Source organism: Dyadobacter sp. CECT 9275 (assembly GCF_907164905.1).
In the GTDB taxonomy this organism is placed as follows: Bacteria; Bacteroidota; Bacteroidia; order Cytophagales; family Spirosomataceae; genus Dyadobacter; species Dyadobacter helix.
The window spans coordinates 43690-68584 of record NZ_CAJRAF010000004.1; the positions used below are offsets into that span (position 1 = coordinate 43690).

Here is a 24895-nt window from a genome sequence, read left to right on the forward strand (position 1 = left end):
CTAATATCCTTATATATGTGGGCAGATAATGAAACCTCTGATGATTTACTCGGTTTTAAAGTTCATGCAGATTTAATTGTAGATGTGATTAATGATAATGATGTACTACCTGTTACAATCGGTGTTTTTGGTGATTGGGGAAGTGGGAAATCAAGCATACTTAAAATAGTAGAAAAAGAGCTGATTGGAGATGATAAAGATGGGTTTAAAGACGGTACTCTTGTTTTGTATTTTAACGGTTGGGTTTTTGAAGGTTATGATGATGCTAAAGCTGCATTATTAGAATCAATCATTGAAAAATTTGCAAAACATAAAAAATTAGGTCCAAAAGTTAAGAATGAAACAGTAAAGCTTTTTAAGTCTGTTAAATGGATGCGTTTAATGGGTTTGGGCTTCAAAAAAATTGCGATTCCTGCTGCTTCAGCATATCTCACAGGAGGAGTTTCATTAATACCTTATCTATTAAATGAGTTTTCTCAAATAGATCCTACGGAGTTAGCCAATAAACTAAAGGGGGATGAAGCAGAAAGTTTTTTGAGTAGTATAATCAAGAAAGATGAAGCAGATGAAATTACGATGGTACGTGAATTCAGAGATGATTTCAAAAAAATGCTTGACAAATCTAAGATTGAAAAGCTTGTTGTAATTATTGATGATTTGGATCGTTGCACTCCTGATAGGTTAATTGAAAACCTAGAAGCTATTAAACTATTTTTAAATGTTGATAAGACTGCTTTCGTTATTGGTGCCGACCCAAGAATTGTAAGGCATGCAATAGAGTTACGTTACAAAACAGATGGTATTGAAAACTCTTCAGACGTAGAAAGCCGAAATGAAAGAATTGTTAGCGACTATTTAGAAAAATTAATACAAGTCCCTTATTATCTCCCTAAATTGACTGATAATGAGGTCGAAACTTATTTGTCATTATTGTTCTGTCAAAAAGAGCTTGGTAGCGATTTCAATAAAGTCTTAGAAGCTTTTTGTACAGCAAGAGAAAATAATAGATATGACGTATTTGGATTGGGAGATATTGACTCAATTCTTAAACCTGAAGAGAAAAGTAAGCTAACAAATAGTGTATCAATCATTGCTTCTTTAGCTCCTATTATAACGGAAGGATTAAAAGGTAATCCAAGACAAATAAAAAGGTTTTTAAACACTTACTCATTAAGAGATAGATTGGTGAGGGTTGCAAAAATAGCTGATTTCAAAATGGATATTTTAGCTAAGTTGATGGTGCTTGAATACTCATCACAAAGTTTATTCAGACAAATTTATGAATGGCAATCATCTCAAAAAGGAGAATCTAAAGAACTTAAAGAATTAGAATCACTTGCGAGTAAAAATAGTATTGAAATTATCAAAGAAAAATATTCTGCCGACTGGGGTACAGATAAAACGATAAAATGGTTAAATGCAGAGCCAAAATTAACAGATATAGATTTAAGAGATTATTATTGGATTACTAGAGACCAGTTAACAACATCAATTAGTGGTAGTTCCTTGGTATCCCCACATATCAGATCATTAGTAAAAAAGTTAATTGAACCTGTTGCTGGAACAGCCTTAACAAGAACTGTAGCTAATGAAGTTAAGGATAAATTAAGTGAAGGAGATTATGAAACATTGATTTCGTTACTTGAAAAAGAACTCACTAAAACTCCTGAAAAAACTGAAATACATGAGGCTTTTATTGAACTAATGTCGCAAAAATGTCCAGATGTGATTGATGCGTATACAAGGGTTATCAATAAAGTGGATAATAAAAAAATTCCATTCAGTTTAGCTCAAAATTTTAAATTAATTGAATCTAAGAATGTTGAGGTGAAAAAACTATATAAAGTATTTAAAAAGGATAGTCAAATTTTTAATGCAATAAATGGTGATAACTAATGGGAACTACACAAAGAATTAATCCAGGAGTAACCAATGAACCCAATTGGGGAGATTTATCAAATTCAATTACTCAATTAGCTAAAACCTTGGAACAGGAAAAAAAGCTTGATGATGAAGAAGCTAAAGAGAATGTAGAGGATAAAAAAGAAAATGATGATGGCAAAAAACCTGTAGTCAGTGATAACTCTAAACAGTATAAAAAAATATTGGATAGAAGAACTGAACATATCAAATCAATGTTTAGAAATCTAGTAAAAACAGGTGGTGGTCGTAAAGCTATTGCATCTGGTAAATCATCCTCTATTGGTAAAGCAGGATTAAAGTCTGCGGGTAAACTTGCTGGATTTTTTACAAGTGTAGCAAGTAATGGTCTTGATAAGACTTTAACTGATATTGGTTTTGGTTCACTTCAAGGAAAATCGTTTAACGATGTCATTGATTATTTATTAATTTATTGTTCAGATTCCAACCAAGGAATGGATGAAACTGCTGCTAATAAAGCTTCTTGTGAAATCATGAAAGAAATTGCAGCTCAATCGGATAACGATGTAAAGAAATATCAAGATTTAATAAAAGAATTGGTTGATGGTCAAGGACTAGCGGATACATTGTGTAAATTTTGGGGGCTTTACATTTTCGAACATTTATCACAACGTTTTGAAGAAAAAATACAACAGCAAAAAGGAGAAGAAGTCAGCAAAGAAACTTTTAAAATAATAAAAGATGACATATTAGGTCGTGTAAAAGTTTTAAATACACAAAGAGCTGTATCAAAAATTGATTGGAATAAAGCTGAAGGAAGAAAAGAAATCGAGAAAATATTTGATTCCATAATTAAAATCATCTGCAATGAAAAAAATTAAAGTAGAAATTCCTAAGTATGATTTAAAAAGTGGAATTCTAAATATAAAACTTAAAGAAGATAAAGGTGATTATTCTACAGTAAGTGTTGATTATAAAACATTATTGCCATTTGCAACTTCTGTGAATTCGGAAATTAGAGATTTCTTCTTTATAACATGTTCGGTTTATGGGATTGATCGATTTGTAAACCGAAAACAACATTCAGTTGATGGGTGGTCAAGAGAGCTAAATATATCATTCCCTGTTTCAGAACTAAAGGTTTGGAATAATGTCAAAAATGATTTGGAAGAACTTTTTTCTTTTCTGACTGGGGATTATTGGAGCATTAGTTTTTATAAATCTGATTTTACAAATCCGGAAGTTGAATTATCGATTGATTTTAAGGAAAAGTATAAGCAATTAAACCTATTTTCAGGAGGCTTAGATTCTTTGATTGGAGCAGTTGATTTTTTAAGCACTCATCCTAAAGACAAAATTCTTCTAGCATCTCACTATGATCCCCAAATGAAAGGTCCTTTAAGTGACCAAAATATTTTGTTGGATAAATTAAAAGTTAAATACACGGGGCTTTTTGAACATACACCTTCTATAAAAGTAACTTTATCTCAAACAACTGCAAAACGAGAGACAACCTTTAGAAGCCGTTCGATTTTATTCATTGGTATTGCACTTTTAGTTTCCCAAGGCAAGGAAGTTAGTGAAATTATTGTACCTGAAAATGGTTCGGTATCGCTGAATTATCCATTGAGTGCTTCAAGACGAACTTCTTGTAGTACGAGAACAACCCATTCATTTGTGTTAGATAAAACTAACTTGGTTCTAAGCAAACTAAATATTGTTAGTAACATTTCTAACCCATATGAATTTATGACAAAAGGTGAAATGGTTGAAAATTGCAAAGACTTACAATTTTTAAAACAAATAATTGGATCTTCAAACTCATGTGGAAAGAGAGGTCATAGAAAAACTTGGACAAAGCGTTCTGCAACTCATTGTGGCGTGTGCATGCCTTGTATTTATCGCCAAGCATCATTGTTAAATCAAATTGACAAAACAACTTATGGTAGCCATATAGATTCTTTAATACCTTTTAAACTGAAGAAAACTCAAGATGTAGGAATTTGCCTAGATTTTATTAAAAAAAATATAACCAAAGATGATATTAAAACAGAATTAATAGTTAATGGTATAAAGAATATCAATAAATTGAATAAATATGTTGATGTAGTATGGCGAACAAGGATTGAATTATCCAAATGGATTGACAAAAATGGTAATTCAGTCATAAAAACAAAAGCTGGGTTATAAATGTTAGATACTCATTGTCACATAGATTTATATAAAAATCCTAAAGTTATTTTAGATATATGCGAAAACAAAGGTATTACCGTTTTTTCGATGACAAATTTACCCAGTCATTTTGAGATGGGGCTACCTTTTTTCCAATCAAAAAAATATGTAAGGATGGCTTTAGGAATGCATCCCTTATATGCTACCCTACATAAAAACGAGTTTTCAAAATTTGAATCATACCTGTCTAAAACTTCATATATTGGTGAAATTGGATTAGACTTTTCAAAAGAAGGTATTGAAACAAAAGATATTCAGCTAGCTTCATTTAATCGAATTTTAAAGTTGGTTTCTGATAAAAAGAAAATACTTAGTTTACATTCGAGAAAGGCAGAAAAGGAAGTTTTTGAATTATTAATACACTATAAAATTCAAAATGCAATTTTTCATTGGTATTCAGGAGGACTTAACTTAATTAAAAATATCTCAGATGAAGGTTATTATTTCTCCATTAATCCTGCGATGATAAAGTCAATATCTGGTCAAAAAATAATATCTAAAATACCAAAGGAAAATGTATTAACAGAAACGGATGGACCTTTTATTAACAAAGGAAATGAGCCTTTATTACCTGGCGAAGTTGAAGAAGTATTTGAGTATTTATCAAAAATTTGGGATATCCCTATTTATGAAGTTCAGAAGATTATAAATATGAATTTCAGAAGATTAATAAGTAATTTGAAATAAAATTTGACCCTAGGTTGTTGGTAAACAGCTAAAAAAAACATTGTAGATATTTTTCTTTATAAAGACCTTTCATCGCTTGTTTTTGTAACTTTCAAAATCAGATTTGGTCTTTCATAATCCTGTCCTTTGTAATAGCCAAGGTTACAGCTTCAAAGCAAAAGCCAGTTCTTCCATTTTACAAAAAAAATGATTAAGGGAAACTTATACAAACTCCCCTTAATCATTACTGATCGAATGAAATTTATTATATAAAAAGCCTATAATCATAAGTCTTACCTTCAAATCTTGAAAGCAATTTTCCTATCCGGGCAATTTGATTTGAAGAGTCAATTGTTGAGGGTAATTTAGAATACAAATCAAGTGAGTTCCAGTTCATTTTTGTTAACCCTAAAATTTCTGTTGCTATGGTATTTATATTTGACTCCCCATAATGTTTCACAATTTTAATTGGGGCAGGAATACTTCTCCCACCTAGATAAAATTTATAATTAGTCTGTCTAACAGAGGGAACGATTCCGTGTGTCCATAAAAGAGCAGTATGTTTATTTGTAACAATACAAGTTCCTCTTGATATTGGGAATCTATCAACCTGTAAGTTGTTTTGATAAACACTCATTGCCACAAATCGTGCATCTACTTCATAGTTAATTTCTATCAGGTCGATTTTCTTTATTCCAGCTTTGTTAAGGCTAGCTTTTATACCGTTGATTTCATCTTCTGTAAACCGAGTTCTTTTATGAATAACCACTCGTTCTGGTAATTTATCAAGTGATTGATAGAATAGTTCTCTAATTGATACGCCGAACTGAAACGCATCTTTGAAAGAAAGATAAGGATTGTTGCGGTTATCTAAAAAGTAGTTGTCAATTTTTGAAAGTCTGTACTTCAATCCTTGGCCGTTTGAATCATAAATATGACTACAACCGATCACTACTTCAGATTTATTTTGAATGCGTGATATGCTATATCCAATTCCAGCGTAAGCAGTATTCTTTTCCTGACTATTTAAAATCCAAGGGGTTCTTAGAGATTTCACATAAAAAGATAGAGAGAGCCACCAATAAATCTGACATTTTAATTTATCTTCTAATGTATCTTCTCTTATCAATTGTGTTGCAATCCCTTTTGAAGCTGAAAATGCTTTGATATAATCGTGTAAATCAAAACTCTCGCCTTCATAAATATAACTTTCAAAAGGTTGCCATTCTTCAGGAATAAATACTACAACAGTACTTTGACTTTGTGTGTTAGCAATCTGTTCAATTTTAGATGTTATCAATCTAGCTAATTTTAGAGCATTTTCATGATTCTGTAATTCATTATTTGCCCTAAAATCAACATCCATCCATTTCTCGTTACTCTCATAGGTAGGTATATTGATCGGTAAATTGAATGCTGATGCGAAACCGGGATAATCAATTAAATAATCAGGATTAATATTTTCGGTTGAATGTTTGATCTGAATTTTGGAAAGAAAATCAAATAGCTTTTCTGCGTATAATTTACCACAAATAACCGAGAGATTAACTTCATTAGTATAAATAACTCCATTAAGATTTACATCAAAAGGTCTGTTATTTACAAGCCCTCTCATTGGATGATAATCCTTAAACTCAATATCGGTAGCTATATTTCTAAATATGAGTTGAGGTTCTAAAAATTGAACACCTTTAAACTGTGTTTGATTTCTGTTATAATTATTCGGGTTATACGTTCTGAAATTAGGATCTAAAACATTAATTTCTCCATATGCCGTATTTGAAGATATTTGGAACTCAAACCCTGTTCCTGAGTTTTCTGGAAATTCAAATTTTAATTTTTGATTTGGGAATAATATTCCATTCCAAAAACCAAGTAGTTCATCATACTTATCATTGAAAAGTTTTTCAAGTTTTCCCTTACTTAGTAATTGTTTTTGTTGTTTTGAAATCTCATCTATAGATGTTAAATAAACTGTTGGTACAAATGCTAAATATGCAAACTGCCTGTTCTTATCAAAATAAAATGAAAGCATTAAGGCTTTGTGGATGTTAATATTTCCGTATTTACTATCACTATTTTTAAGCCATATTTTATCTTTAAAATTTGTATCTATTTCGTATTTACTAGCAAAATATTTAAGTATTGCTTTTAGCATTAAAGATCTAAATACAGAAACGTTCTCAACATCAAACTTTGAAATATGCTCTCTTTTTATTTCTGATTTAAGATGATTTTTGAAAGTCTTATCAATATCAGTTAATGTACCGATTGCAAATACTTTTCCTTTAAAAGGAACAGCACAAATATTTGTGTTTTTAGTGAGTTCTTTTAAAAATGTCCAAGGTCTTTCATTGTTATAATCAATCACAAATTGAAAGATTTCTTTTGGAAAAGTAACTGGGTGTAAGTTGCTCTTAATGTATTTATCGGCCTTTGTAAAATTTAGGCTAAACTCTGTTTTGGAATATTCATCATCATTTGAAGTTTCCAAAGCTTCTTGAATTTGTTTTTCTACAGCAGAATTTCCTTCAAATGCAGATTTAGTTAAGTGTATTAAGGTTTTGTCAAACCCGTCCGTTGATATGTAATAGGCTTCTCTTCCAGATTCTCTAATTTGTGCAATCAAATCGGAAACTTCCTGATTAATTTGGTCACCAAATCCACACCAGTATAATCTACCAGAACCTTTCTTTGAAAAAGCCTTTAAAATAGCATCCATTAGCGATTTATCTCTACCACTATATCCGATAATAATTAAATTTTTATCTGTGTGATAAGTGGAAAATTGATCTTTAAAAGTTTCATCCTGATTATCTAGTTCTTTTTCAGTGTTTTTTAATGTGGAAAATTTGTAATCTCCGTGCAAAGCAATAGTTAATAATTCTTTACTGCTTTGATTTCTATATATTCTATCTGAATTGTCTAATGTAATTTCTATTGGTGTCAATTTGTTCTGATGGGCACAACGCACAATCAATCCGTCAAAATTTGTGGTCCAAACAGATTTTGCAATATTATGTTCTGCTAAAAGACAAAGCAATCGATATCCTATATATGGTTCCTTAGTTTCAATTAGACTGAAAAAATATTTTCGCCTATCGTCAGGAATGGGATATGCTTTTTCTGCGTAAAAAGAATATTCTTCAGTAGAATCAAGCTTAGGATATTGTCCTTGATTATCTAACCAATTTTGGATACTTTTCCTAACAGATTCATTTTTGTGATTTTTGTAAAACTCCGCAGAATTTATATTTTTTGATAGATAAATATCTTTTTTCCATTCCCAAATACAATCGTAAGCAGATTGTATTCCAGAACTAATTGAAGCTCCTGCACCTAGTAAAAAAGAATGAGGTACATCTATATTTCTTTTAAATGACCTTAAAAAAGCGTCGTATTCAAGTTGTATATTTTCTGTCATAATTTGTCAGTCCAAGTCTTTTTGAGAGTCGATAAGATGGTTAAAATAATAGTGAAATTGATTTTCAGTTAATTCAAAGCGCATATCAATGCAGGGTGAGATAAGTGAGTGAATTAGTTGAAAACATAAAACAGCTAATATAACATATTTCAGTATTTGAACGGCCACCCACCGCCAAACAATTCCTCTGACTGCCACTTTTTTATAACGTCTTGATTTCTGAAACACCTTTGTCCCGAAAGCTCGCAAGGTGCGGGTTAAGGATAACAAAATAATGTGTTTCAATTATGAAAAAACAAAGAAAAAAAGTATTGCTGGCAGCCGTGGCTATGCTGTCAGGAATTGGTGCTTTCGCACAGGGAAACGGTACAGCAGGTATCAACGAGGCTACCCAAATGGTAACCTCTTATTTCGACCCAGCAACCCAATTAATTTACGCCATCGGTGCGGTCGTCGGGTTAATCGGAGGTGTTAAGGTGTACAATAAATTCAGCTCAGGCGACCCCGACACATCGAAGACTGCGGCAAGCTGGTTCGGTGCGTGTATCTTCTTAATCGTAGCGGCTACCATCCTCCGTTCATTCTTCCTTTAATCCTTTGCTTATGAACAATTACAACATAAACAAAGGCATCGGGAGAACGGTGGAATTTAAAGGTTTGAAAGCGCAATACCTTTTCATCTTCGCTGGCGGACTACTCGGTACGCTCATCTTCGTGATGATACTGTATATGGCAGGCGTAAACTCTTACATCTGCCTGTTTCTCGGAGCAGGCGGTGCTTCGCTGATTGTGTGGCAGACCTTTTCGCTGAACAGGAAATATGGTGAACACGGATTAATGAAAATAGCCGCTAATAAAAGGCATCCCCGCTACATCATCTGCCGCAAGCCCATACACCGCTATTTAAAATTCACTCCTAAATCGAATGTCCTATGAGAAACGTTGCAAAAACTACAACGCTGGAAAACAAATTTCCGTTGTTGGCAGTAGAAAACAACTGTATTCTTTCCAAAGATGCAGACATTACCGCCTGTTTTGAATTGCGTTTGCCGGAACTGTTTACGGTCGCTTCTGCGGAATATGAAGCCATTCATTCCGCTTGGCACAAGGCTATCAAGACCTTGCCTGATTTTACAGTTATTCACAAACAGGATTGGTATATTAAGGAAAGCTATACGCCCAATTTGGCAATCGAAGACCAGAGCTTTTTATCGAAGTCTTACCAACGTCATTTTAATGAGCGACCGTTCCTAAACCATTACTGCTACCTCTTTTTAACCAAGACAACTAAAGAGCGTATGCGTATGCAAAGTAATTTTTCATCGCTTTGCAAAGGTTCGCTGATACCAAAGGAAATCAGGAACAAGGAAACGATACACCGCTTTATGGAAGCGGTGGCACAGTTTGAACGTATCGTAAACGATAGCGGTTTCATAACCCTGAAACGTCTTACCGAAGATGACATTATCGGAACGGACGAAAAACAGGGATTATTGGAACAGTACCTTACGCTATCAAGGGAAGCTGGAACACCGATGCAGGACATCGCTCTCGGAACGGAAGAAGTCCGTATCGGGAACAAAAGGTTGAGCCTGCACACCTTGTCCGATACTGACGATTTACCCGGAACGGTATCGGCTGATACCCGTTTTGAAAAGCTATCTACCGACCGAAGTGATTGCCGTTTGTCATTCGCCGCACCTGTGGGCTTGTTGTTAAACTGCAACCACATTTACAACCAATATTTGTTTTTGGATAACAGCGAAGCCAATCTACAAAAGTTTGAGAAGTCCGCAAGGAATATGCACTCTTTGGCAAGGTATAGCCGTGCCAATCAGATTAACAAAGAGTGGATAGAAAAGTACCTGAACGAAGCCCACAGTTTTGGGCTATCTTCTGTTCGTGCGCACTTCAACATTATGGCGTGGTCGGATGATGCGGCAGAACTGAAACAGCTAAAAAATGATTGTGGTAGTGCTTTAGCATTGATGGAATGTAAACCCAGACACAACACTACCGATGTAGCAACATTGTACTGGGCAGGAATACCGGGTAATGCAGGTGATTTTCCCGCAGAGGAAAGTTTTTACACCTTTATCGAACCTGCATTATGCTTCTTCACGGAAGAAACCAATTACCACAATTCGCCTTCGCCATTCGGTATCAAAATGGCTGACCGCCTGACCGGAAAGCCTATCCATTTGGATATATCGGATTTGCCTATGAAGCGTGGCATAATCACAAACCGGAACAAGTTTATACTCGGTCCATCGGGAAGTGGTAAATCGTTCTTCACAAACCATATGGTTAGGCAGTATTACGAGCAAGGCGCTCACGTTTTGCTTGTGGACACCGGAAATTCTTATCAAGGTTTGTGCGAACTCATTAAAGGTAAAACCAAAGGCGAAGACGGTGTTTACTTTACTTATACAGAAGACAACCCAATTGCCTTTAATCCTTTCTATACCGATGATGGCGTATTCGATATTGAGAAGCGTGAAAGTATCAAGACTTTGATACTGACACTCTGGAAACGTGATGATGAACCACCAACCCGTTCAGAAGAAGTAGCATTATCGAATGCTGTATCAGGCTATATCGAGCGCATCAAACAGGAAGATATTTATCCATCATTCAATGGCTTCTATGAGTATGTAAAAGGCGATTACCGCAAGGTACTCGAAGAAAAACAGGTAAGGGAAAAAGACTTTGACATTGCCAATTTCCTTAACGTACTCGAACCCTACTACAAGGGCGGTGAGTATGATTATTTGCTCAATTCCGATAAGCAGTTAGACCTGCTTTCCAAACGCTTTATTGTCTTTGAAATTGATGCGATAAAAGACCATAAAATCCTCTTTCCCATAGTTACCATTATCATTATGGAAGTCTTCATTAACAAGATGCGTAGGCTGAAAGGTATTCGCAAACTCATCTTAATTGAAGAGGCTTGGAAAGCGATTGCCAAAGAAGGAATGGCAGAATACATCAAGTATCTCTTTAAGACCGTCCGCAAATTCTTCGGAGAAGCGATTGTCGTAACGCAAGAGGTCGATGATATTATCCAATCGCCTATCGTCAAAGAAAGTATCATCAATAACTCTGACTGTAAAATCCTTTTAGACCAACGAAAGTATATGAACAAGTTTGATGATATACAGGCGATGTTGGGGCTTACAGATAAGGAAAAAGGGCAGGTACTTTCTATCAATATGAACAACGATGCAAGCCGACTTTACAAAGAGGTTTGGATAGGCTTAGGTGGTACGCACTCGGCAGTCTATGCCACCGAAGTTAGTTTGGAGGAATACCTTGCTTACACCACCGAAGAAACCGAAAAAATGGAAGTGATGCAGCTTGCTGCTGAACTGGACGGCAATGTAGAACTCGCCATTAAGCATATCGCAATGCAAAGGCGGGACAAAGTAAATCAATAGTCAATTAACAATTTAAAAATTCAGAAACAATGAAAAAAGTATTGTATCTGGTGTGTACGGCACTAATGCTCGCCGTAGCACCGTCAGCGAAAGCTCAATTTGTAGTAACTGACCCTGCAAATCTGGCATCAGGAATTATCAACAGTGCGAACGAAATCATACAGACTTCTTCCACCGTGAGCAATGTCGTAAAGAACTTCAACGAAGTGAAAAAAGTGTACGATCAGGGCAAGGAATATTACGACAAGCTAAAAGCTATCAACAACCTTGTGAAAGATGCCCGTAAAGTACAGCAAACCGTATTGTTGGTAGGCGATGTGTCCGAAATATATGTTCAGAACTTTGGAAAAATGATGAACGATCCCAATTTCACACCACAGGAATTGGTTGCAATCGGCAATGGTTATTCGGCACTGCTCAATGAAAGTACCGAACTGCTGAAAGAATTGAAGCAAATTATAACCTCTTCAAGCCTTTCGCTAAACGACAAAGAGCGTATGGATATTATTGATCGTGTGTACAAAGAGGTAAAGGATTACCACAGCCTTGTACGCTACTACACTAATAAGAACATTTCTGTAAGCTACCTAAGAGCGAAAAAGAAAAACGACGCACAGAGAGTTCTTGAACTCTACGGAACTTCTAACCAAAAATACTGGTAAAAATGGAATGGGATAATCTTCACGAACTCCTTCGTTCACTTTACGACGATATGATGCCGCTTGCAGGTGATATGGCGGCTGTGGCTAAAGGATTGGCGGGATTGGGTGCGTTGTTCTATGTAGCATTAAAGGTTTGGCAGGCTTTAAGCCGAGCCGAGCCTATCGATGTGTTTCCGTTACTGCGTCCATTCGCTCTGGGTCTTTGTATAATGTTCTTTCCAACCATCGTGTTGGGAACCATTAATGCAGTATTAAGCCCGGTAGTTACAGGAACTCACGCCATACTCGAAGACCAGGTGCTTGACCTCAACCAACTCCAGCAACAGAAAGACCAATTGGAATACGAAGCAATGGTACGAAATCCCGAAACCGCCTATATGGCATCAGACGAAGAGTTTGATAAAAAGCTGGATGAATTGGGCTGGTCGCCATCGGACGTTGGTACAATGGCAGGAATGTATATGGACAGGCAAGCCTACAAGATAGAGAAAGCAATAAAGGATTGGTTTCGCAATTTATTGGAAATACTCTTTCAGGCGGCGGCTTTAGTTATTGATACCATACGAACATTTTTCCTGATAGTCCTTTCGATACTGGGGCCAATAGCTTTTGCTATTTCCGTTTGGGACGGATTTCAGTCCACGCTCACACAGTGGATCACGAGATATGTCAGCGTATATCTCTGGCTTCCTGTTTCCGATTTGTTCAGCTCGATGCTGGCAAGAATACAATCCCTCATACTGGAAAGGGATATAGCAATGCTTGCCGACCCGACCTACATACCCGATACGAGCAATACGGTGTACATCATCTTTATGATTATCGGTATCGTTGGCTACTTCACAATTCCAACAGTAACAGGTTGGGTAATCCAAGCCGGAGGTGCAGGAAACTTTACTCGTAATGTAAATCAAACAGCGATGAAGGCAGGAAACCTTGCGGGTGCTGGTGCAGGATCTACAGTAGGAAACATCGGCGGTAAACTGATGAATAAATAACAATAAATCATTCAAAAAAATGGAATTTAAAACGCTAAGAAATATCGAAAACAGCTTTAGGCAGATAAGACTATATGCCATTGTGTTTGCGGTTCTCTGTATTGGCGTGGTAGGATATGCCGTATGGCAGTCCTACCGCTTTGCAGAAGAACAACGCCAAAAAATCTATGTATTGGATAACGGCAAATCTTTGATGCTTGCCTTATCGCAAGATGCAAGTATCAACCGACCTGTGGAAGCAAGGGAACACGTCAGACGTTTTCACGAGCTGTTTTTTACACTTGCTCCCGACAAAAACGCTATAGAAAGCAATATGAGCAGGGCATTCAATCTTGCCGACAAAAGTGCCTTCGACTACTATAAAGACTTGTCAGAAAAAGGCTATTACAGTCGTATTATATCAGGAAACGTACAGCAACGCATCGAAGTAGATAGTGTGGTCTGCAATTTCGATACCCATCCTTATGCGGTACGAACCTATGCAAAACAATTCATCATTCGGTCAAGCAATGTAACCAGACGTAACTTAATTACTTCCTGCTACCTAGTCAACTCCGTTCGCTCTGACAACAACCCACAAGGCTTCAATATCGAAAAATTTGCAGTCGTGGAAAACAGGGATATAGAAGTCATCGAACGCTAAAAAACAATCTTATGGAAACATTATCAGATTTAAACACGTTCGCAAAAATCCTTACAGAAAAAGGATATAACGGCTATTTTCATACGCAGGGTGCGTATGCCGGAAAGCTGAAAGAAAGTATCAGCGATTACCTTGAAAGCTGCCAAAAAGGTGCAGATACTTTGCCTAAACAAGACTTGTTGTTGACAGGCTACCTACAATGGTCGGGAGAAGACAAGCCAAGTGTAGAATGCAGTATGTGGGTAAATTATCTGAACGGCAAATTCTCACTCAACAGAATGGAGGTGGCAAGAAAAGACCAATTTGGGCAATTGCTAAAAAAATCGGAACTGACAAACCTCTCTTTAATAGTCCTACCCAATGCAGTTGAGGTTATTGCTTTGGTTAATGATGAACAAAAGCAAAATGTGGGTAAAATCTCCAAGCGGTTCAAGCTCTAACATCATCATAAAAAATTAAGAGTATGAAAAAACTAAGAGCAAATATGGATAGGTATTTTGATAAGCTCGACGAACGTTGGCAGGCATTGCCAGTGCGCAAGCAGCACCAATATACCCTGTACTTTTTTGTGGGATATCTACTGCTTACCGCAGGTGTAATTTTCAAAGTCTGGTACGATACCTCAAAGTCTGGAAACGATATGATCATAGAGCATATCGAAAATCCTGTCCTCAAAAAAAATGGAAGTCCTGCAAGATTGCAGGATAGTGTATCAACAATTTTAAAAAATCAAATTTATGAAAGAAAATGAGAACAAAAAATCGGTTGTTCGGGTAACGGAGGGGAACTCGACAGCAACTGCTGATGCGTTGCAAGACGGCACACAGAATAATAAGGAGAAGCTCAAAAAGCCCTTAATTTTCGGCTTAATGGCGATTGTTTTCGTGGGTTGTATGTACCTCATATTTAAACCATCCGAAGACAAAAAGACAATTGAAAATGTAGGGCTGAACGATGCGGTACCAGAGGCTACTGGAACTGGAATGCCTGCAGACAAAGGCAAGGCGTATGAACAGGAAATGCTCGAACGCAAAGAGCAGGAAAAACGCAATGCATTGGCTACACTTTCAGACTACTGGAATACAGAAGACAAAGAAGAGCCAACCGACGAACCGTTTAATGAAGAAGAGGAAAACAACAGCTTTGGCGGTAGTGGGAGAAATTCGGCAAGAAGCAGTAACCCTGCTTTGAACAGCTATCGAAATAGCCAAAGCGCATTGAGTTCCTTTTATCAAGATGATAACGCTGAAACAATGGAACTGCGTAAGCAGGTGGATGAATTGAAAGAAAAATTATCAGAAAAGGATGTGCCACCTGTGGCCACAGTTGATGACCAATTGAAGCTAATGGAGAAATCCTATGAAATGGCAGCAAAGTATCTGCCAAAAAATGCGAATACCGAAAATTCAACACCTGCTAATGGTGCTGTTCCGGATGCTGTTAGTGCTATGGCTACTAACCAAAAAGAGCATTTTGTATCGTTCACATCAGCAAGAAAAAATACAGTATCAGCCCTTTACCGTGAACCATCGGACAGTGCTTTTTTAGCGGATTGGAGCGAAACAAAGAACCGTGGGTTTTATACCGCTGGTTCTTTGGAACAAATGGCACAACCCAAAAACAGTATCAAAGCCTGTGTACACGATGCCCAAACAGTAGTTGGCGAAACAGGTGTGCGTTTACGATTATTAGAGCCTGCAAAAACACCGAGCCGTACCATTCCAAAAGGAACGATTTTAACGGCTAATGCGAAATTTCAGGGAGGGCGTTTACAACTAAAAGTTACCTCGATAGAACTGGAGGGCAATATCATCCCGGTAGATATAACCATTTACGATTTGGACGGACAGCAAGGCTTGTACGTTCCTTATTCGCCCGAAATGAATGCCCTTACTGAAATGGCAGGCAATATGAGCCAGACAGGCGGAACAAGCGTAATGCTCACGCAAAATGCTGGACAGCAGGTTGCAGCAGACCTTAGTCGTGGCGTGGTACAGGGAATTTCGGGCTACTTCGCCAAAAAGGTAAGAACCCCAAAAGTTACGCTGAAAGCAGGATATCAAGTCTTCTTGGTATCTAAAAAATAATGTTGAACTCAAATAATTTTAATAATGAAAAATCATTTAAAAACCTTTTGGGCAATTGCCCTGATACTCGGCTTTGCCGTACAATCTTTTGCACAAGACAGCATCAGAACTCCGCTTGCATTAGGCAAGATAGAACCGTATAAAATGGAAGTTACCTACGATAAAACTTCGCACTTGATTTTTCCGACCGCTATCCGTTATGTGGATTTGGGAAGCGAATATCTAATTGCAGGAAAAGCAGAAGATGCGGAAAACGTGTTGCGTGTAAAAGCAACGGTAAGGGATTTCGAACCTGAAACCAATTTTTCGGTCATTACCAATGACGGACGTTTTTACAGTTTCAATGTCTATTACAGTTCTTACCCAGAGGCAATGAGTTACGACCTACTCACAATGCAAAAGGCAGTTGATAAAGCTAACGGTAACGATGTGCTTTTTGAAGAGTTGGGCAATAATTCGCCTTCGTTGGCAGGATTGCTTTTGGAAACGATTTACAAAAATGATAAGCGTATTGTAAAGCACATTGGGGCAAAAAGTTTCGGCATACAGTTTATTTTGAAAGGAATTTACATTCACAACGGCAAATACTATTTCCATACGGAATTGAGAAATAAAACCAATGTGCCTTTCCAGATTGATTTTATCAATTTCAAAGTAGTAGATAAAAAGGTAGCCAAACGTACTGTGGTACAAGAACGCCCTATGATACCCCTCAGAACTTACAAGCCTTTGGACGAGATTGGCGGAAAACTAACCGAACAAAACGTATTCCTGTTAGACCAATTTACCATTGCCGATGACAAGGTACTGTTGATTGAGATTTTCGAGAAGAACGGTGGCAGACATCAAACTTTGCAGGTAGAAAATTCGGATTTGATAAAAGCTCGTTTGATAAACGATATGCACCTAAAATTTTAATAACATTTTAATGCAATAATATGAAAAAGTATATCTATACCGTGATGTTCATTTTGATGGCCATGACGGTTACACAGGCACAAAGAATGCTCCCAAAACAGAAAGGATTGGAAATAAGCACAGGAATACTGTCCGATGATAAAATCGGTAATGATTATTACCTCAATATCGGAATGACCGTGAACGGTAAAAACGGGAACTACCAGCTTTGGGCATTGGAATACACGCACCAATACCACAATTATAAAGACCTCCGCATACCGCAGGAAACTTATACTGCCGAAGGCGGTTACAGTTTCTTTCTGTTGGGTGATGCCCGTAAAAACATCACACTGAACTTCGGAATAACAGGTGTGGTCGGTTATGAAAGCATCAATCGTGGCGAAGCGATGTTGTATGACGGAGCAAAGATTTTGAGCGAGGATAACTTCATCTACGGAGCTGGTGGACGGCTCACTCTTGAAACATATCTATCAGACCGTTTTGTTTTAATCCTGCAAGGACGCACAAAAGTATTTTGGGGTACGGACTTAGAGCAATTCCGACCATCCGCAGGTGTGGGATTAAGGTTTAATTTTTAAAAACTTAAAACAATGATAGCAATATTTAATAAATTCAGAATAGGATTAGTGCCGATATATGTAATGCTGGCAATCCTAACAGCTTCGGTAACTTTAGTATCTTGTAGTAAAGATGATGAACTCGAAATACAGAACGATTTTCCTTTCGAGGTAAACGTGATGCCAGTTCCAAAAGATGTAGCCAATGGACAAACGGTAGAAATACGCATTGCCATACAGCGAACAGGCAATTACAGCAACACACAGTATTTTCTTCGCTATTTCCAATTTGACGGACAAGGCACATTGCGGTATTACGATGAGCAACCATATTTACCGAACGATTTATACCCATTACCCACAGAGCAATTTCGGTTGTACTATACTTCAACATCTGCCGTTTCGCAATCCTTTGATGTTTGGATTTCGGACAGCTTTGGAAATGAAAAACAGATAAGTTTTCAGTTTAATAGTGCTGATTAAAAACAATGAAATCCTGCCACAAAAAGCAGGATTTCTCTTTTTAAGGGATATTAAAACTGTTTTTTTTGTAAATTTAAAAAGTAGATTTTAAGTGTTTTGTTATGGTCGCATCATTGGTTATAGGAATAATATTTTTGATTGCAGGTTTAGGACTTCGCTATTGGCTTAACCGACGAAAGTTTTACAGGCGTGGTCCGATGGGAGCCGAAGGTTTTTCATCTTATGAAAGTTCGGTTTTCATTAAATTTATTGAAAAGGTTGGTAAATGGATAGCTTATGGATTGATTATATTTGGACTTTTATCACTTTGGGTTTATTCTCGTGAGAAAAAAGATAGGGAAATCCAAAACATGGAAATCCAGAAACAGAATTAATCATTTTTAAATGACAAAATCCTTTGATGACATAACCTTGCGAAATATATCTGACATTATATCAAATCTATTAACGCATACAAAAATCACAGAACATTTAGCTGGTGCTAATATTTCTCAATCGCAAATTGGTACAAACAAAACCGACAGACTTTTTTATGCATTAAAAGAAAAGCAAATACAAGACAATTGTGGAAATAATGTATTGGCATTTGTAGTTAGGTTATTAAATCCTAAAAGATATAATTCCGAAGACGAATTTGAAAGAGACAGAACAACTATCAATGAAAAATTAGTTTACGAAGGGATAGAAATTGATAAAACCGGACAACCCCGACTAGTTGAAAAGGCTAAAACCATTTCAGAAGCTAAAAGCAGGTCACTTAAAATCAAAGAAAAAGTACACGGTATCGGAGTTCATTCAGAAATTTTACCATACTGCGAAGCCGAATGGCTGAAAGAAAATTATTTTCACTCTATACTAGAAATCACAAAAAGTGTTGCGGAAAGACTTAGGCAGAAAAGTGGCTATACTTCAGATGGAGCAGATCTGGTTGATGATTGTTTTGCTTTAGGAAAAGACAAAAGACCTATGCTTGCTTTTAATATGCTGAATAATCCAAGCGAAGAAAGTGAGCATAAGGGTTTCGGCAACTTCTGTAAAGGATTTTTTTCTATGTACCGAAATCCAAAAGCGCATAACCCGAAAATATTAGAAGACACTCAACTTTCAGAAATGACTGAAGTATTGGTTGTAGCTACAATTATTCATAACAAACTTGATAACACTTACAAAACAGGACTTAAATAGCGCAAATCGGATAACCCAAAAGTTATCCGATTTTTTAACTTACAAATCGGTGCATATAAAAGATGAGAGTTTTAGAGGTAAATAAATTTCGTCTGGACTGTGTTTTATGTAATCTTCTTTATCATAGTCCCACATAAAGCCAGGTCTGATTAAAGTAAAATCGTTTGTTTTATTTACGTACTGAACGTAGCTATAACCCCAAGGCGATTTGTAAATAATTTGCCCGTTAACTGCTGATGTATCAAAGTTCTTATCTTCAATCTGTTCAATCACTTTTATAAACGAAGGACATAGTCTTTCGTAAAATATCTCTAAGTTTTTTTCAAATCCTTTTGTCCTGTTTTTCAACTCAGAAATTCTAATATTAATTTTGGATTTTAATTCTACAAAATTGCTATTGAAATCATCTACATTCCTCCAACCTAAATAATGAAGTGCATTTAAAGCCATAGTAAAAAAGTAATGTAATTCATCATCTTTCCATCGATTGTTAATTAAGCAAACAATTGTATTTATGAGTGCCTCTTTTTTTAGTTCCTCGATTTTCTTTTTTGTATAGTCAAATTCATACGCTTTAAATCCGCTTCTTGCCAGCATCAAAAAGTCGCCAATTAAGTTTAAACAACAACCCTTTACATTGTTATTGTCATAATCGTCTACAAATGGTAAATAACTGAAAAAATGGTGCGTGTCTTGTTCGTCATACTTTGCAGATTTCCCTCCGTATTCACTTATCAACTCAAGAGCGATTAAATATTTAGTCAAATCTGTAAGTGTAGGCCTATATGTTTTTGGTCGACTATTCCCATAGAGAATTTCTTGTTGGTAATTGTAAAGGTTATCAAAGTAGTTCATCAACTTTCTTTTTTCAGATTTAAGCATGACAAAGGAGAGGTTACGAACCGTTGCCACTTCTCCTTCCTCATTTCCATTTATGTTGCCTAAATCGTCTTCTTGCTCATCAATACTTATATCAGCTTTTTTATTTGTTGAAATTCCATTTAAATTGATGAACTTCAAAACATCTAAAACACGTAGGGAAAGAGAAGAGAGTAGAAGGTTTTTTTCAAATCCAGAATTTTCTATTGCTTTATAGGAAGAGAGATCGTAAAGTTTTTCAGGTTCTTTGTCATCATTCAACTTTGTAAACGTGTTTCTTCTGCTATCTAAAAAGCTGGCTCCTGTCTCATTTTCTGTTTCGTCAAAGATGGCGTAATGCAACAAGTCAAGAACTTTACTTAGTTCGCCATTTTGAATTTCGCTATAAATTTTCTCAATTTCCTCTGTTTTTGGGTTAGGATGCGTTTTCGCCAAAAGGAAATAATCGGAAATTAATAGTTTATTTGAGATAATCCCATCATTAACATTTGTCAATTGCACATATAGGAAACTGCCTAATTCTAAATTGACTGTTATTTTTAGCTCTTTCGCATAATTTGAGAAAGTTTTGGAATACAAAAATCGGTTTTGTTTATCGAAGAAAACAACCTTGAATTCATCGGTATAAGTTCCAGTGGAATGAAGTATAAATTCATCATAAATCAACTCTGCACAAAGCAACTGTACTTTAAATTGATTGTTCTTGATTATAGTTTCATAAATTGACTGATTTGTAGTCGCTGTAAATTCATCAAGGCTTTTACTATTGCTTGTTTTCAGTTTTATGCCTAATTGATTTAATAATCCACCTTTTTCTGACTGAATAAGAAGTGAAACTTCTGCATTTGAATTTTTGCCCAATAATCCCAATCCTGCAGGTGTAATATTGGCACTACCGAACAAGCAAAACTCTTTTCCATTTTTTGTCTTGAAATGAATAATCTTCCCGTGAAGTTTTGATTTTGAGTTTCCAGATTTTGCATATTGGATTTTGCTTACGCCTGCATCACACCAATCGTAAAATGTAAACGCTTTGCTCACTTGCATTGCAGAAGGGATTAAACCACTTTCATCCAATATGACTTTTACTATGGCTGAAGGAAAAAGAGAATTAAGTTCTTGCAATACTTTCCCATTTTTGTCATAATATGGAGAAATGGTAGTTATTTCTACTACTTTCTCATTGCTAAGATGTTTTAAAAGTTCGTTCCAAATAGAAGTTGTTTCAGTATTAAACAGGAAAGCAACCTTCTCTTTTTGCGACGTTTCGAAAAATTGAAATGGTTTTGTCTTTGGCAATTCATTCAGCCATTTAGAATGTTCAAGTATCCATTTTGTAGTTTTTTCATTCATCTGTCCCTTAACTGACGATGAAAGAGTTGATAGATAATCCCAAGCTGACGAAAAGACTGATGAATTTTCGGTTGAACGAATATCAAAATGAAATGCTCCCCAAATCTCATCATTGTTGCCATTTCCAGAATTTGTAAGGTTTCCAGAACCAACAATAAGCAATCCTTCTTTTTCACCAAACAACATCCAAATTTTTGGATGGAATACTGACTTTTGAAAAACAGGATAAAGTGAATAACCGGCAGAAAGTTGCATTTCTTCTCCTGTCGCTTGTTGCATTAACTCTGAATAATAATGTCCATCAATAAAAACGTTGATGTTTCTCACGCCACAAGAACGCAACCATTTCATTGCTTTCATTTCAAAAAAATAAAAGTCAAAGCTGAAGGTAGTAAGAATTGCAGAATGATATCTTCTGCTTCCTATCAATGTTAGTATGTTTTCTCTTTCTAGTATCATCAGTCAATCAAAAGTTTCTTATGTAATGGCGATAAAACCCTTTGGTCGTTGATTACCTGTAAATCAAACATTATGTTTTGCAAGGCGCTCATTCTTGGCGATGTGTTTCTTGGTGGAAATGTATCTATGAAACGGATGTATTGTTCCTCAATAAAAAATTTGTGGGTAGCCTGTGAGCCGTTGCCCATTTTTCTGAGTGCAACCATTGAGTGCCTGTAAATAATTTTGCGTAAAATAAATTGTTCAACAAAATCTTGAAGTGTATCATTTTCTGCTGTGTGAACTGTCAAGATACCATCAACCATATTCCCATCCCTTTCTATCTTTTTTCTGCTCATAAATTCTTTCAATGGATGAAGTTGCTCTCTATTATTCTTGAATATTTGAAGCAAAAGCATAAAGCCATATTTTGCTGCCATAACAGGGTCGTTTGTTGCATCAATTTCCTTTTTGATGTTTTCCTCATCTTCTGTGTCAGGGATTAACTCCAAAATTTCTGCAAGTGAACTTGTTGGCTCTGTAGCTTGCTTTAGCTCTTTGCATATTTCATTTGTAATACTGCTTGAAAATTTCTTTACAAACAATGGTAGATATTGGTCTTGTTGGAAATCGTAAAGATGTTGTAATACAGCCCAAAATATTGTTCCGCAACTGTACTGCCAATACTCATTTAATTGATAGCAGTACCAACCAATATTAGTTTCCGTTTCAGGATAACCATTTGTTCCCAATTTCTTTCGGTAACTTTCCAATAGAAATCTATACCAGTCGTAATTATTTTCATTTTTAACAGCTGTATTTAAGAGCGACAAAATTGTTTCCCTTCTGTGAAAAGTAAAACGTTCTTCCATTTCTTGACTTGGATCGTCTTTGTCCAAAAGCATTTCTACATATAGTTGCCATTCGGCATTTTCTGTTTGTATCGTATCAATCGCAAAATACTTTATCAGTTCTGAAATATCATCTTGGTAGAGTTTTCCTTTTTTGATATTAATATAAAATAACTCTTTTATTTGTGGTGACAATGATCCTTCAAAAGCCTCGGCTAATTGTTTCCCAGAAACTTTTTGTCTTGGGTGTGGTTTACTAATGTTGTAAATAACATCTCCATCATCATTTATTGCTGTAATAATTAAGGAAAGTGCCTGCATTGCTCCGTAATAATATTGTCCGAATGCACCGGATGGATATTTCCAATAAACATTTTTATCGGTATTGTCCTTGTCTGCTCCTTCGGCTAAGTCAAAATAAGTTTCCTCAGCTGTATTTATTAGGTTTGAAGCAAAGTTACTTCCTGTTATCTGTTGAACTCCTTTACGCTCGCTTTGCATAATTATGGCAATCATCAATTCAGCTCTGCGGATAAAACGATATTGTTCTTTTGAGTTGCCTTTCTTCTCGGTCTTGAAATAGAAGTCTAAAAGCCAACAATAAAACCCATAATAACGGAGACGATTAGTCAAATTGGAAATTCCAGGCAATATAGTGGCGTAAGTCGCTTCTGAGGTTGTTTGAAGGCCTAACGGGTCAAGTCCAGTGATTAGACTTATTGATGCTCCCCAAAACGGATAATTTGAATTGCCTTTTTGTAATACTGCCATTTAAAATTAATTTATCAGTAACCTATATTCTTCAAATTTACAAAATAAACTATCTTGAAATTTATATCGTGGCGACAAATACTACCTTTCAACGCCAATCAATACAACATTTTCCAAGCCTTTACAAATCCTTGATAAATTCCACTTCCACAGCAAAATTGAGCAGATTATGGAAGTTATCGCAATACAAAAATCCGCATTGGATGGAATGACAAATGAACTGAAAGCACTTTTGGAATTGACCGAAAATGCCACAATGAAATACATTTCAATTTTCAAAGAAGAAAAATGGCTAGATAACCAGGAAGTTTGTTTGATGATGAAGATTACTAAACGGACTTTGCAGACCTACAAGGACAAAGGGCTGTTACCTTATTCCAAACTGAACCGCAAGAATTATTATAAACTCTCGGACGTACGGGCTTTGCTCGAAGCTGGACAGCCGTACAATACCAATGATAATGGATTTACTGACGAATGATAATGAAGAAATCATTTCCCATCAAGAAATGATTTTGATATTGAGAGACCGTATTGAAAATATATTAAAAAACTATCGTCCCGTAATGAATGGAGAAATTTATTTGTCGGGCGAAGATGTATGCAAACTGTTACACATTAGCAAACGCACTTTACAGCAATATCGTGATGATAATATCCTGCCGTATATTCAGATTGGTGGCAAAATTATTTATAAGGAAACAGATTTGATGACAATATTGGAGCAGAATTATATCAATCACAAAACTAATTCAGACTAAGCTTTTTTGTTGCATTAATACATCTAATAGCAAGAGTTTAGTATCTTTGCTATGTAAAATATAGAAATACTTAAAGTGTTTTTGCTTTAAGTCCCACATTGAAAACTGGTAATTTTTAGACAACGGGACAATAAGGAAGAACGCTCATGCCATAGGCGTGGGCGCTCGCTTATTCGTTGTCGGGTATACCAGTGCCTCAATGTGCGGTAAGTGTAGTTGCCTGCGCTTTCTTTTTGTGCAGGGCTACATCAACTTTAAAAAAGTATGATGATATGGAAACTGGTACAGCACAAAAAAAAATTACACTCGCCTTTATCAATGATAAAAGCCCAATTTTAGATTTCATTTGTAAAGACCTCATTGCTTCGGGAACTGAAGTCTTATTTCGTTCAGAAAGCATGGAAGATGGACTGTCACAATTATCTTCATTAAATGAACTCCCAAAAATTTGTATTATCGACCTTGATTTTTACAACAAGAATGTTTTTGTTGAACTTCAAGAATTAAGAACAAAATATCCAACTATAAAACTTATTGCACATAGTGATATTGATGATGAGAAAGTGGGTAAATATCTTTTAGATATTGGTTTTTCAAGTTACTTGCTGATTGGTAATGATGCGGAATATTTTAGAAAAGTAATAGAAGCCGTTATCAATTAGGATA

General features: G+C 35.9%; 24 protein-coding genes. 21 read left to right on the plus strand and 3 right to left on the minus strand.

The features are described from left to right. Positions 1-15: 15 nt before the first annotated feature. From KOE27_RS25945 to qatD, 4 genes are read left to right on the plus strand one after another with little or no spacing between them, the layout of a single operon-like run. A complete protein-coding gene (locus tag KOE27_RS25945; protein ID WP_215241802.1) occupies positions 16-1896 on the plus strand; it encodes a KAP family P-loop NTPase fold protein in 1881 nt (626 codons plus the stop codon). After that, complete coding sequence (locus KOE27_RS25950; RefSeq protein ID WP_215241803.1) at positions 1896-2762, plus strand: hypothetical protein; 867 nt, start codon at positions 1896-1898, stop codon at positions 2760-2762. Before KOE27_RS25945 ends, KOE27_RS25950 begins: the two co-directional genes overlap by 1 nt. Further along, positions 2749-4071, plus strand: coding sequence for a Qat anti-phage system QueC-like protein QatC (gene qatC, locus KOE27_RS25955; RefSeq protein WP_215241804.1), 1323 nt, complete (start codon positions 2749-2751; stop codon positions 4069-4071). Before KOE27_RS25950 ends, qatC begins: the two co-directional genes overlap by 14 nt. Continuing rightward, a complete protein-coding gene (gene qatD, locus KOE27_RS25960; protein ID WP_215241805.1) occupies positions 4072-4800 on the plus strand; it encodes a Qat anti-phage system TatD family nuclease QatD in 729 nt (242 codons plus the stop codon). A 244-nt stretch (positions 4801-5044) separates the two neighbouring features. Here qatD and KOE27_RS25965 read toward each other — a convergent pair whose 3' ends face one another. Further along, positions 5045-8203, minus strand: a complete 3159-nt coding sequence (locus KOE27_RS25965; RefSeq protein WP_215241806.1) for an SIR2 family protein — start codon at positions 8201-8203, stop codon at positions 5045-5047. A 287-nt stretch (positions 8204-8490) separates the two neighbouring features. Here KOE27_RS25965 and KOE27_RS25970 point away from each other — a divergent pair, with 287 nt between their 5' ends. The 14 genes from KOE27_RS25970 (at position 8491) to KOE27_RS26035 (ending at position 19176) form a co-directional block, all read left to right on the plus strand. Then, positions 8491-8796 (plus strand): DUF4134 domain-containing protein, encoded by a 306-nt coding sequence (locus KOE27_RS25970; protein WP_050378370.1) that lies wholly within the window; start codon positions 8491-8493, stop codon positions 8794-8796. Between the two features lie 10 nt (positions 8797-8806). After that, a complete protein-coding gene (locus KOE27_RS25975) occupies positions 8807-9139 on the plus strand; it encodes a DUF4133 domain-containing protein (protein ID WP_215241807.1) in 333 nt (110 codons plus the stop codon). After that, positions 9136-11640: a TraG family conjugative transposon ATPase gene (locus KOE27_RS25980; protein ID WP_215241808.1), complete on the plus strand. Its 2505-nt coding sequence runs from the start codon at positions 9136-9138 to the stop codon at positions 11638-11640. The genes KOE27_RS25975 and KOE27_RS25980 overlap by 4 nt, the downstream gene beginning before the upstream one ends. Before the next feature lie 29 nt (positions 11641-11669). After that, a complete protein-coding gene (locus KOE27_RS25985) occupies positions 11670-12302 on the plus strand; it encodes a DUF4141 domain-containing protein (RefSeq protein WP_002978253.1) in 633 nt (210 codons plus the stop codon). 2 nt (positions 12303-12304) lie between these two features. Beyond that, positions 12305-13300 carry a conjugative transposon protein TraJ gene (gene traJ / locus KOE27_RS25990; RefSeq protein ID WP_002978255.1) on the plus strand — a complete coding sequence of 332 codons (996 nt, stop codon included), beginning with the start codon at positions 12305-12307 and terminating at the stop codon, positions 13298-13300. A 19-nt stretch (positions 13301-13319) separates the two neighbouring features. After that, complete coding sequence (gene traK / locus KOE27_RS25995) at positions 13320-13943, plus strand: conjugative transposon protein TraK (RefSeq protein ID WP_002978256.1); 624 nt, start codon at positions 13320-13322, stop codon at positions 13941-13943. Between the two features lie 11 nt (positions 13944-13954). After that, complete coding sequence (locus KOE27_RS26000) at positions 13955-14383, plus strand: hypothetical protein (RefSeq protein ID WP_135834310.1); 429 nt, start codon at positions 13955-13957, stop codon at positions 14381-14383. Between the two features lie 23 nt (positions 14384-14406). After that, on the plus strand, positions 14407-14694 hold the full coding sequence (locus KOE27_RS26005; protein WP_002978260.1) for a hypothetical protein: 288 nt from the start codon (positions 14407-14409) through the stop codon (positions 14692-14694). Next, positions 14681-16030 carry a conjugative transposon protein TraM gene (gene traM / locus KOE27_RS26010; protein WP_215241809.1) on the plus strand — a complete coding sequence of 450 codons (1350 nt, stop codon included), beginning with the start codon at positions 14681-14683 and terminating at the stop codon, positions 16028-16030. Before KOE27_RS26005 ends, traM begins: the two co-directional genes overlap by 14 nt. A gap of 24 nt (positions 16031-16054) precedes the next feature. Further along, positions 16055-16948 (plus strand): conjugative transposon protein TraN, encoded by an 894-nt coding sequence (traN, locus tag KOE27_RS26015; RefSeq protein ID WP_045756195.1) that lies wholly within the window; start codon positions 16055-16057, stop codon positions 16946-16948. 20 nt (positions 16949-16968) lie between these two features. Beyond that, positions 16969-17529, plus strand: coding sequence for a conjugal transfer protein TraO (locus KOE27_RS26020; protein ID WP_045756196.1), 561 nt, complete (start codon positions 16969-16971; stop codon positions 17527-17529). A 12-nt stretch (positions 17530-17541) separates the two neighbouring features. Beyond that, a complete protein-coding gene (locus tag KOE27_RS26025; RefSeq protein WP_074964051.1) occupies positions 17542-17991 on the plus strand; it encodes a DUF3872 domain-containing protein in 450 nt (149 codons plus the stop codon). A gap of 101 nt (positions 17992-18092) precedes the next feature. Beyond that, complete coding sequence (locus tag KOE27_RS26030) at positions 18093-18365, plus strand: molybdenum ABC transporter permease (protein WP_003002444.1); 273 nt, start codon at positions 18093-18095, stop codon at positions 18363-18365. Positions 18366-18375: 10 nt separating this feature from the next. Then, positions 18376-19176, plus strand: coding sequence for a TIGR02391 family protein (locus KOE27_RS26035; protein ID WP_002978276.1), 801 nt, complete (start codon positions 18376-18378; stop codon positions 19174-19176). Between the two features lie 39 nt (positions 19177-19215). Here the strand turns inward: KOE27_RS26035 and KOE27_RS26040 are convergent, their stop codons facing one another. Further along, positions 19216-21867, minus strand: coding sequence for a phospholipase D-like domain-containing protein (locus KOE27_RS26040; protein WP_215241810.1), 2652 nt, complete (start codon positions 21865-21867; stop codon positions 19216-19218). After that, positions 21867-23468 carry a hypothetical protein gene (locus tag KOE27_RS26045; protein WP_215241811.1) on the minus strand — a complete coding sequence of 534 codons (1602 nt, stop codon included), beginning with the start codon at positions 23466-23468 and terminating at the stop codon, positions 21867-21869. The genes KOE27_RS26040 and KOE27_RS26045 overlap by 1 nt, the downstream gene beginning before the upstream one ends. Before the next feature lie 169 nt (positions 23469-23637). Here KOE27_RS26045 and KOE27_RS26050 point away from each other — a divergent pair, with 169 nt between their 5' ends. From KOE27_RS26050 to KOE27_RS26060, 3 genes are all read left to right on the plus strand, one after another. Beyond that, on the plus strand, positions 23638-23949 hold the full coding sequence (locus tag KOE27_RS26050) for a helix-turn-helix domain-containing protein (protein ID WP_135834316.1): 312 nt from the start codon (positions 23638-23640) through the stop codon (positions 23947-23949). Then, entirely contained in the window at positions 23930-24229 is a 300-nt protein-coding gene (locus KOE27_RS26055; RefSeq protein ID WP_049038341.1) for a helix-turn-helix domain-containing protein, read from the plus strand. The genes KOE27_RS26050 and KOE27_RS26055 overlap by 20 nt, the downstream gene beginning before the upstream one ends. Positions 24230-24501: 272 nt before the next feature. Next, complete coding sequence (locus KOE27_RS26060) at positions 24502-24891, plus strand: response regulator (RefSeq protein WP_065719243.1); 390 nt, start codon at positions 24502-24504, stop codon at positions 24889-24891. Positions 24892-24895: the final 4 nt, after the last annotated feature.

Bases quoted from the DNA above. Each gene is read 5' to 3' on its own strand.
- KOE27_RS25945 (WP_215241802.1), top strand. From the start codon at position 16: ATGTGGGCAGATAATGAAACCTCTGATGATTTACTCGGTTTTAAAGTT.
- KOE27_RS25950 (WP_215241803.1), top strand. From the start codon at position 1,896: ATGGGAACTACACAAAGAATTAATCCAGGAGTAACCAATGAACCCAAT.
- qatC (WP_215241804.1), top strand. From the start codon at position 2,749: ATGAAAAAAATTAAAGTAGAAATTCCTAAGTATGATTTAAAAAGTGGA.
- qatD (WP_215241805.1), top strand. From the start codon at position 4,072: ATGTTAGATACTCATTGTCACATAGATTTATATAAAAATCCTAAAGTT.
- KOE27_RS25965 (WP_215241806.1), bottom strand. From the start codon at position 8,203: ATGACAGAAAATATACAACTTGAATACGACGCTTTTTTAAGGTCATTT.
- KOE27_RS25970 (WP_050378370.1), top strand. From the start codon at position 8,491: ATGAAAAAACAAAGAAAAAAAGTATTGCTGGCAGCCGTGGCTATGCTG.
- KOE27_RS25975 (WP_215241807.1), top strand. From the start codon at position 8,807: ATGAACAATTACAACATAAACAAAGGCATCGGGAGAACGGTGGAATTT.
- KOE27_RS25980 (WP_215241808.1), top strand. From the start codon at position 9,136: ATGAGAAACGTTGCAAAAACTACAACGCTGGAAAACAAATTTCCGTTG.
- KOE27_RS25985 (WP_002978253.1), top strand. From the start codon at position 11,670: ATGAAAAAAGTATTGTATCTGGTGTGTACGGCACTAATGCTCGCCGTA.
- traJ (WP_002978255.1), top strand. From the start codon at position 12,305: ATGGAATGGGATAATCTTCACGAACTCCTTCGTTCACTTTACGACGAT.
- traK (WP_002978256.1), top strand. From the start codon at position 13,320: ATGGAATTTAAAACGCTAAGAAATATCGAAAACAGCTTTAGGCAGATA.
- KOE27_RS26000 (WP_135834310.1), top strand. From the start codon at position 13,955: ATGGAAACATTATCAGATTTAAACACGTTCGCAAAAATCCTTACAGAA.
- KOE27_RS26005 (WP_002978260.1), top strand. From the start codon at position 14,407: ATGAAAAAACTAAGAGCAAATATGGATAGGTATTTTGATAAGCTCGAC.
- traM (WP_215241809.1), top strand. From the start codon at position 14,681: ATGAAAGAAAATGAGAACAAAAAATCGGTTGTTCGGGTAACGGAGGGG.
- traN (WP_045756195.1), top strand. From the start codon at position 16,055: ATGAAAAATCATTTAAAAACCTTTTGGGCAATTGCCCTGATACTCGGC.
- KOE27_RS26020 (WP_045756196.1), top strand. From the start codon at position 16,969: ATGAAAAAGTATATCTATACCGTGATGTTCATTTTGATGGCCATGACG.
- KOE27_RS26025 (WP_074964051.1), top strand. From the start codon at position 17,542: ATGATAGCAATATTTAATAAATTCAGAATAGGATTAGTGCCGATATAT.
- KOE27_RS26030 (WP_003002444.1), top strand. From the start codon at position 18,093: ATGGTCGCATCATTGGTTATAGGAATAATATTTTTGATTGCAGGTTTA.
- KOE27_RS26035 (WP_002978276.1), top strand. From the start codon at position 18,376: ATGACAAAATCCTTTGATGACATAACCTTGCGAAATATATCTGACATT.
- KOE27_RS26040 (WP_215241810.1), bottom strand. From the start codon at position 21,867: ATGATACTAGAAAGAGAAAACATACTAACATTGATAGGAAGCAGAAGA.
- KOE27_RS26045 (WP_215241811.1), bottom strand. From the start codon at position 23,468: ATGGCAGTATTACAAAAAGGCAATTCAAATTATCCGTTTTGGGGAGCA.
- KOE27_RS26050 (WP_135834316.1), top strand. From the start codon at position 23,638: ATGGAAGTTATCGCAATACAAAAATCCGCATTGGATGGAATGACAAAT.
- KOE27_RS26055 (WP_049038341.1), top strand. From the start codon at position 23,930: ATGGATTTACTGACGAATGATAATGAAGAAATCATTTCCCATCAAGAA.
- KOE27_RS26060 (WP_065719243.1), top strand. From the start codon at position 24,502: ATGGAAACTGGTACAGCACAAAAAAAAATTACACTCGCCTTTATCAAT.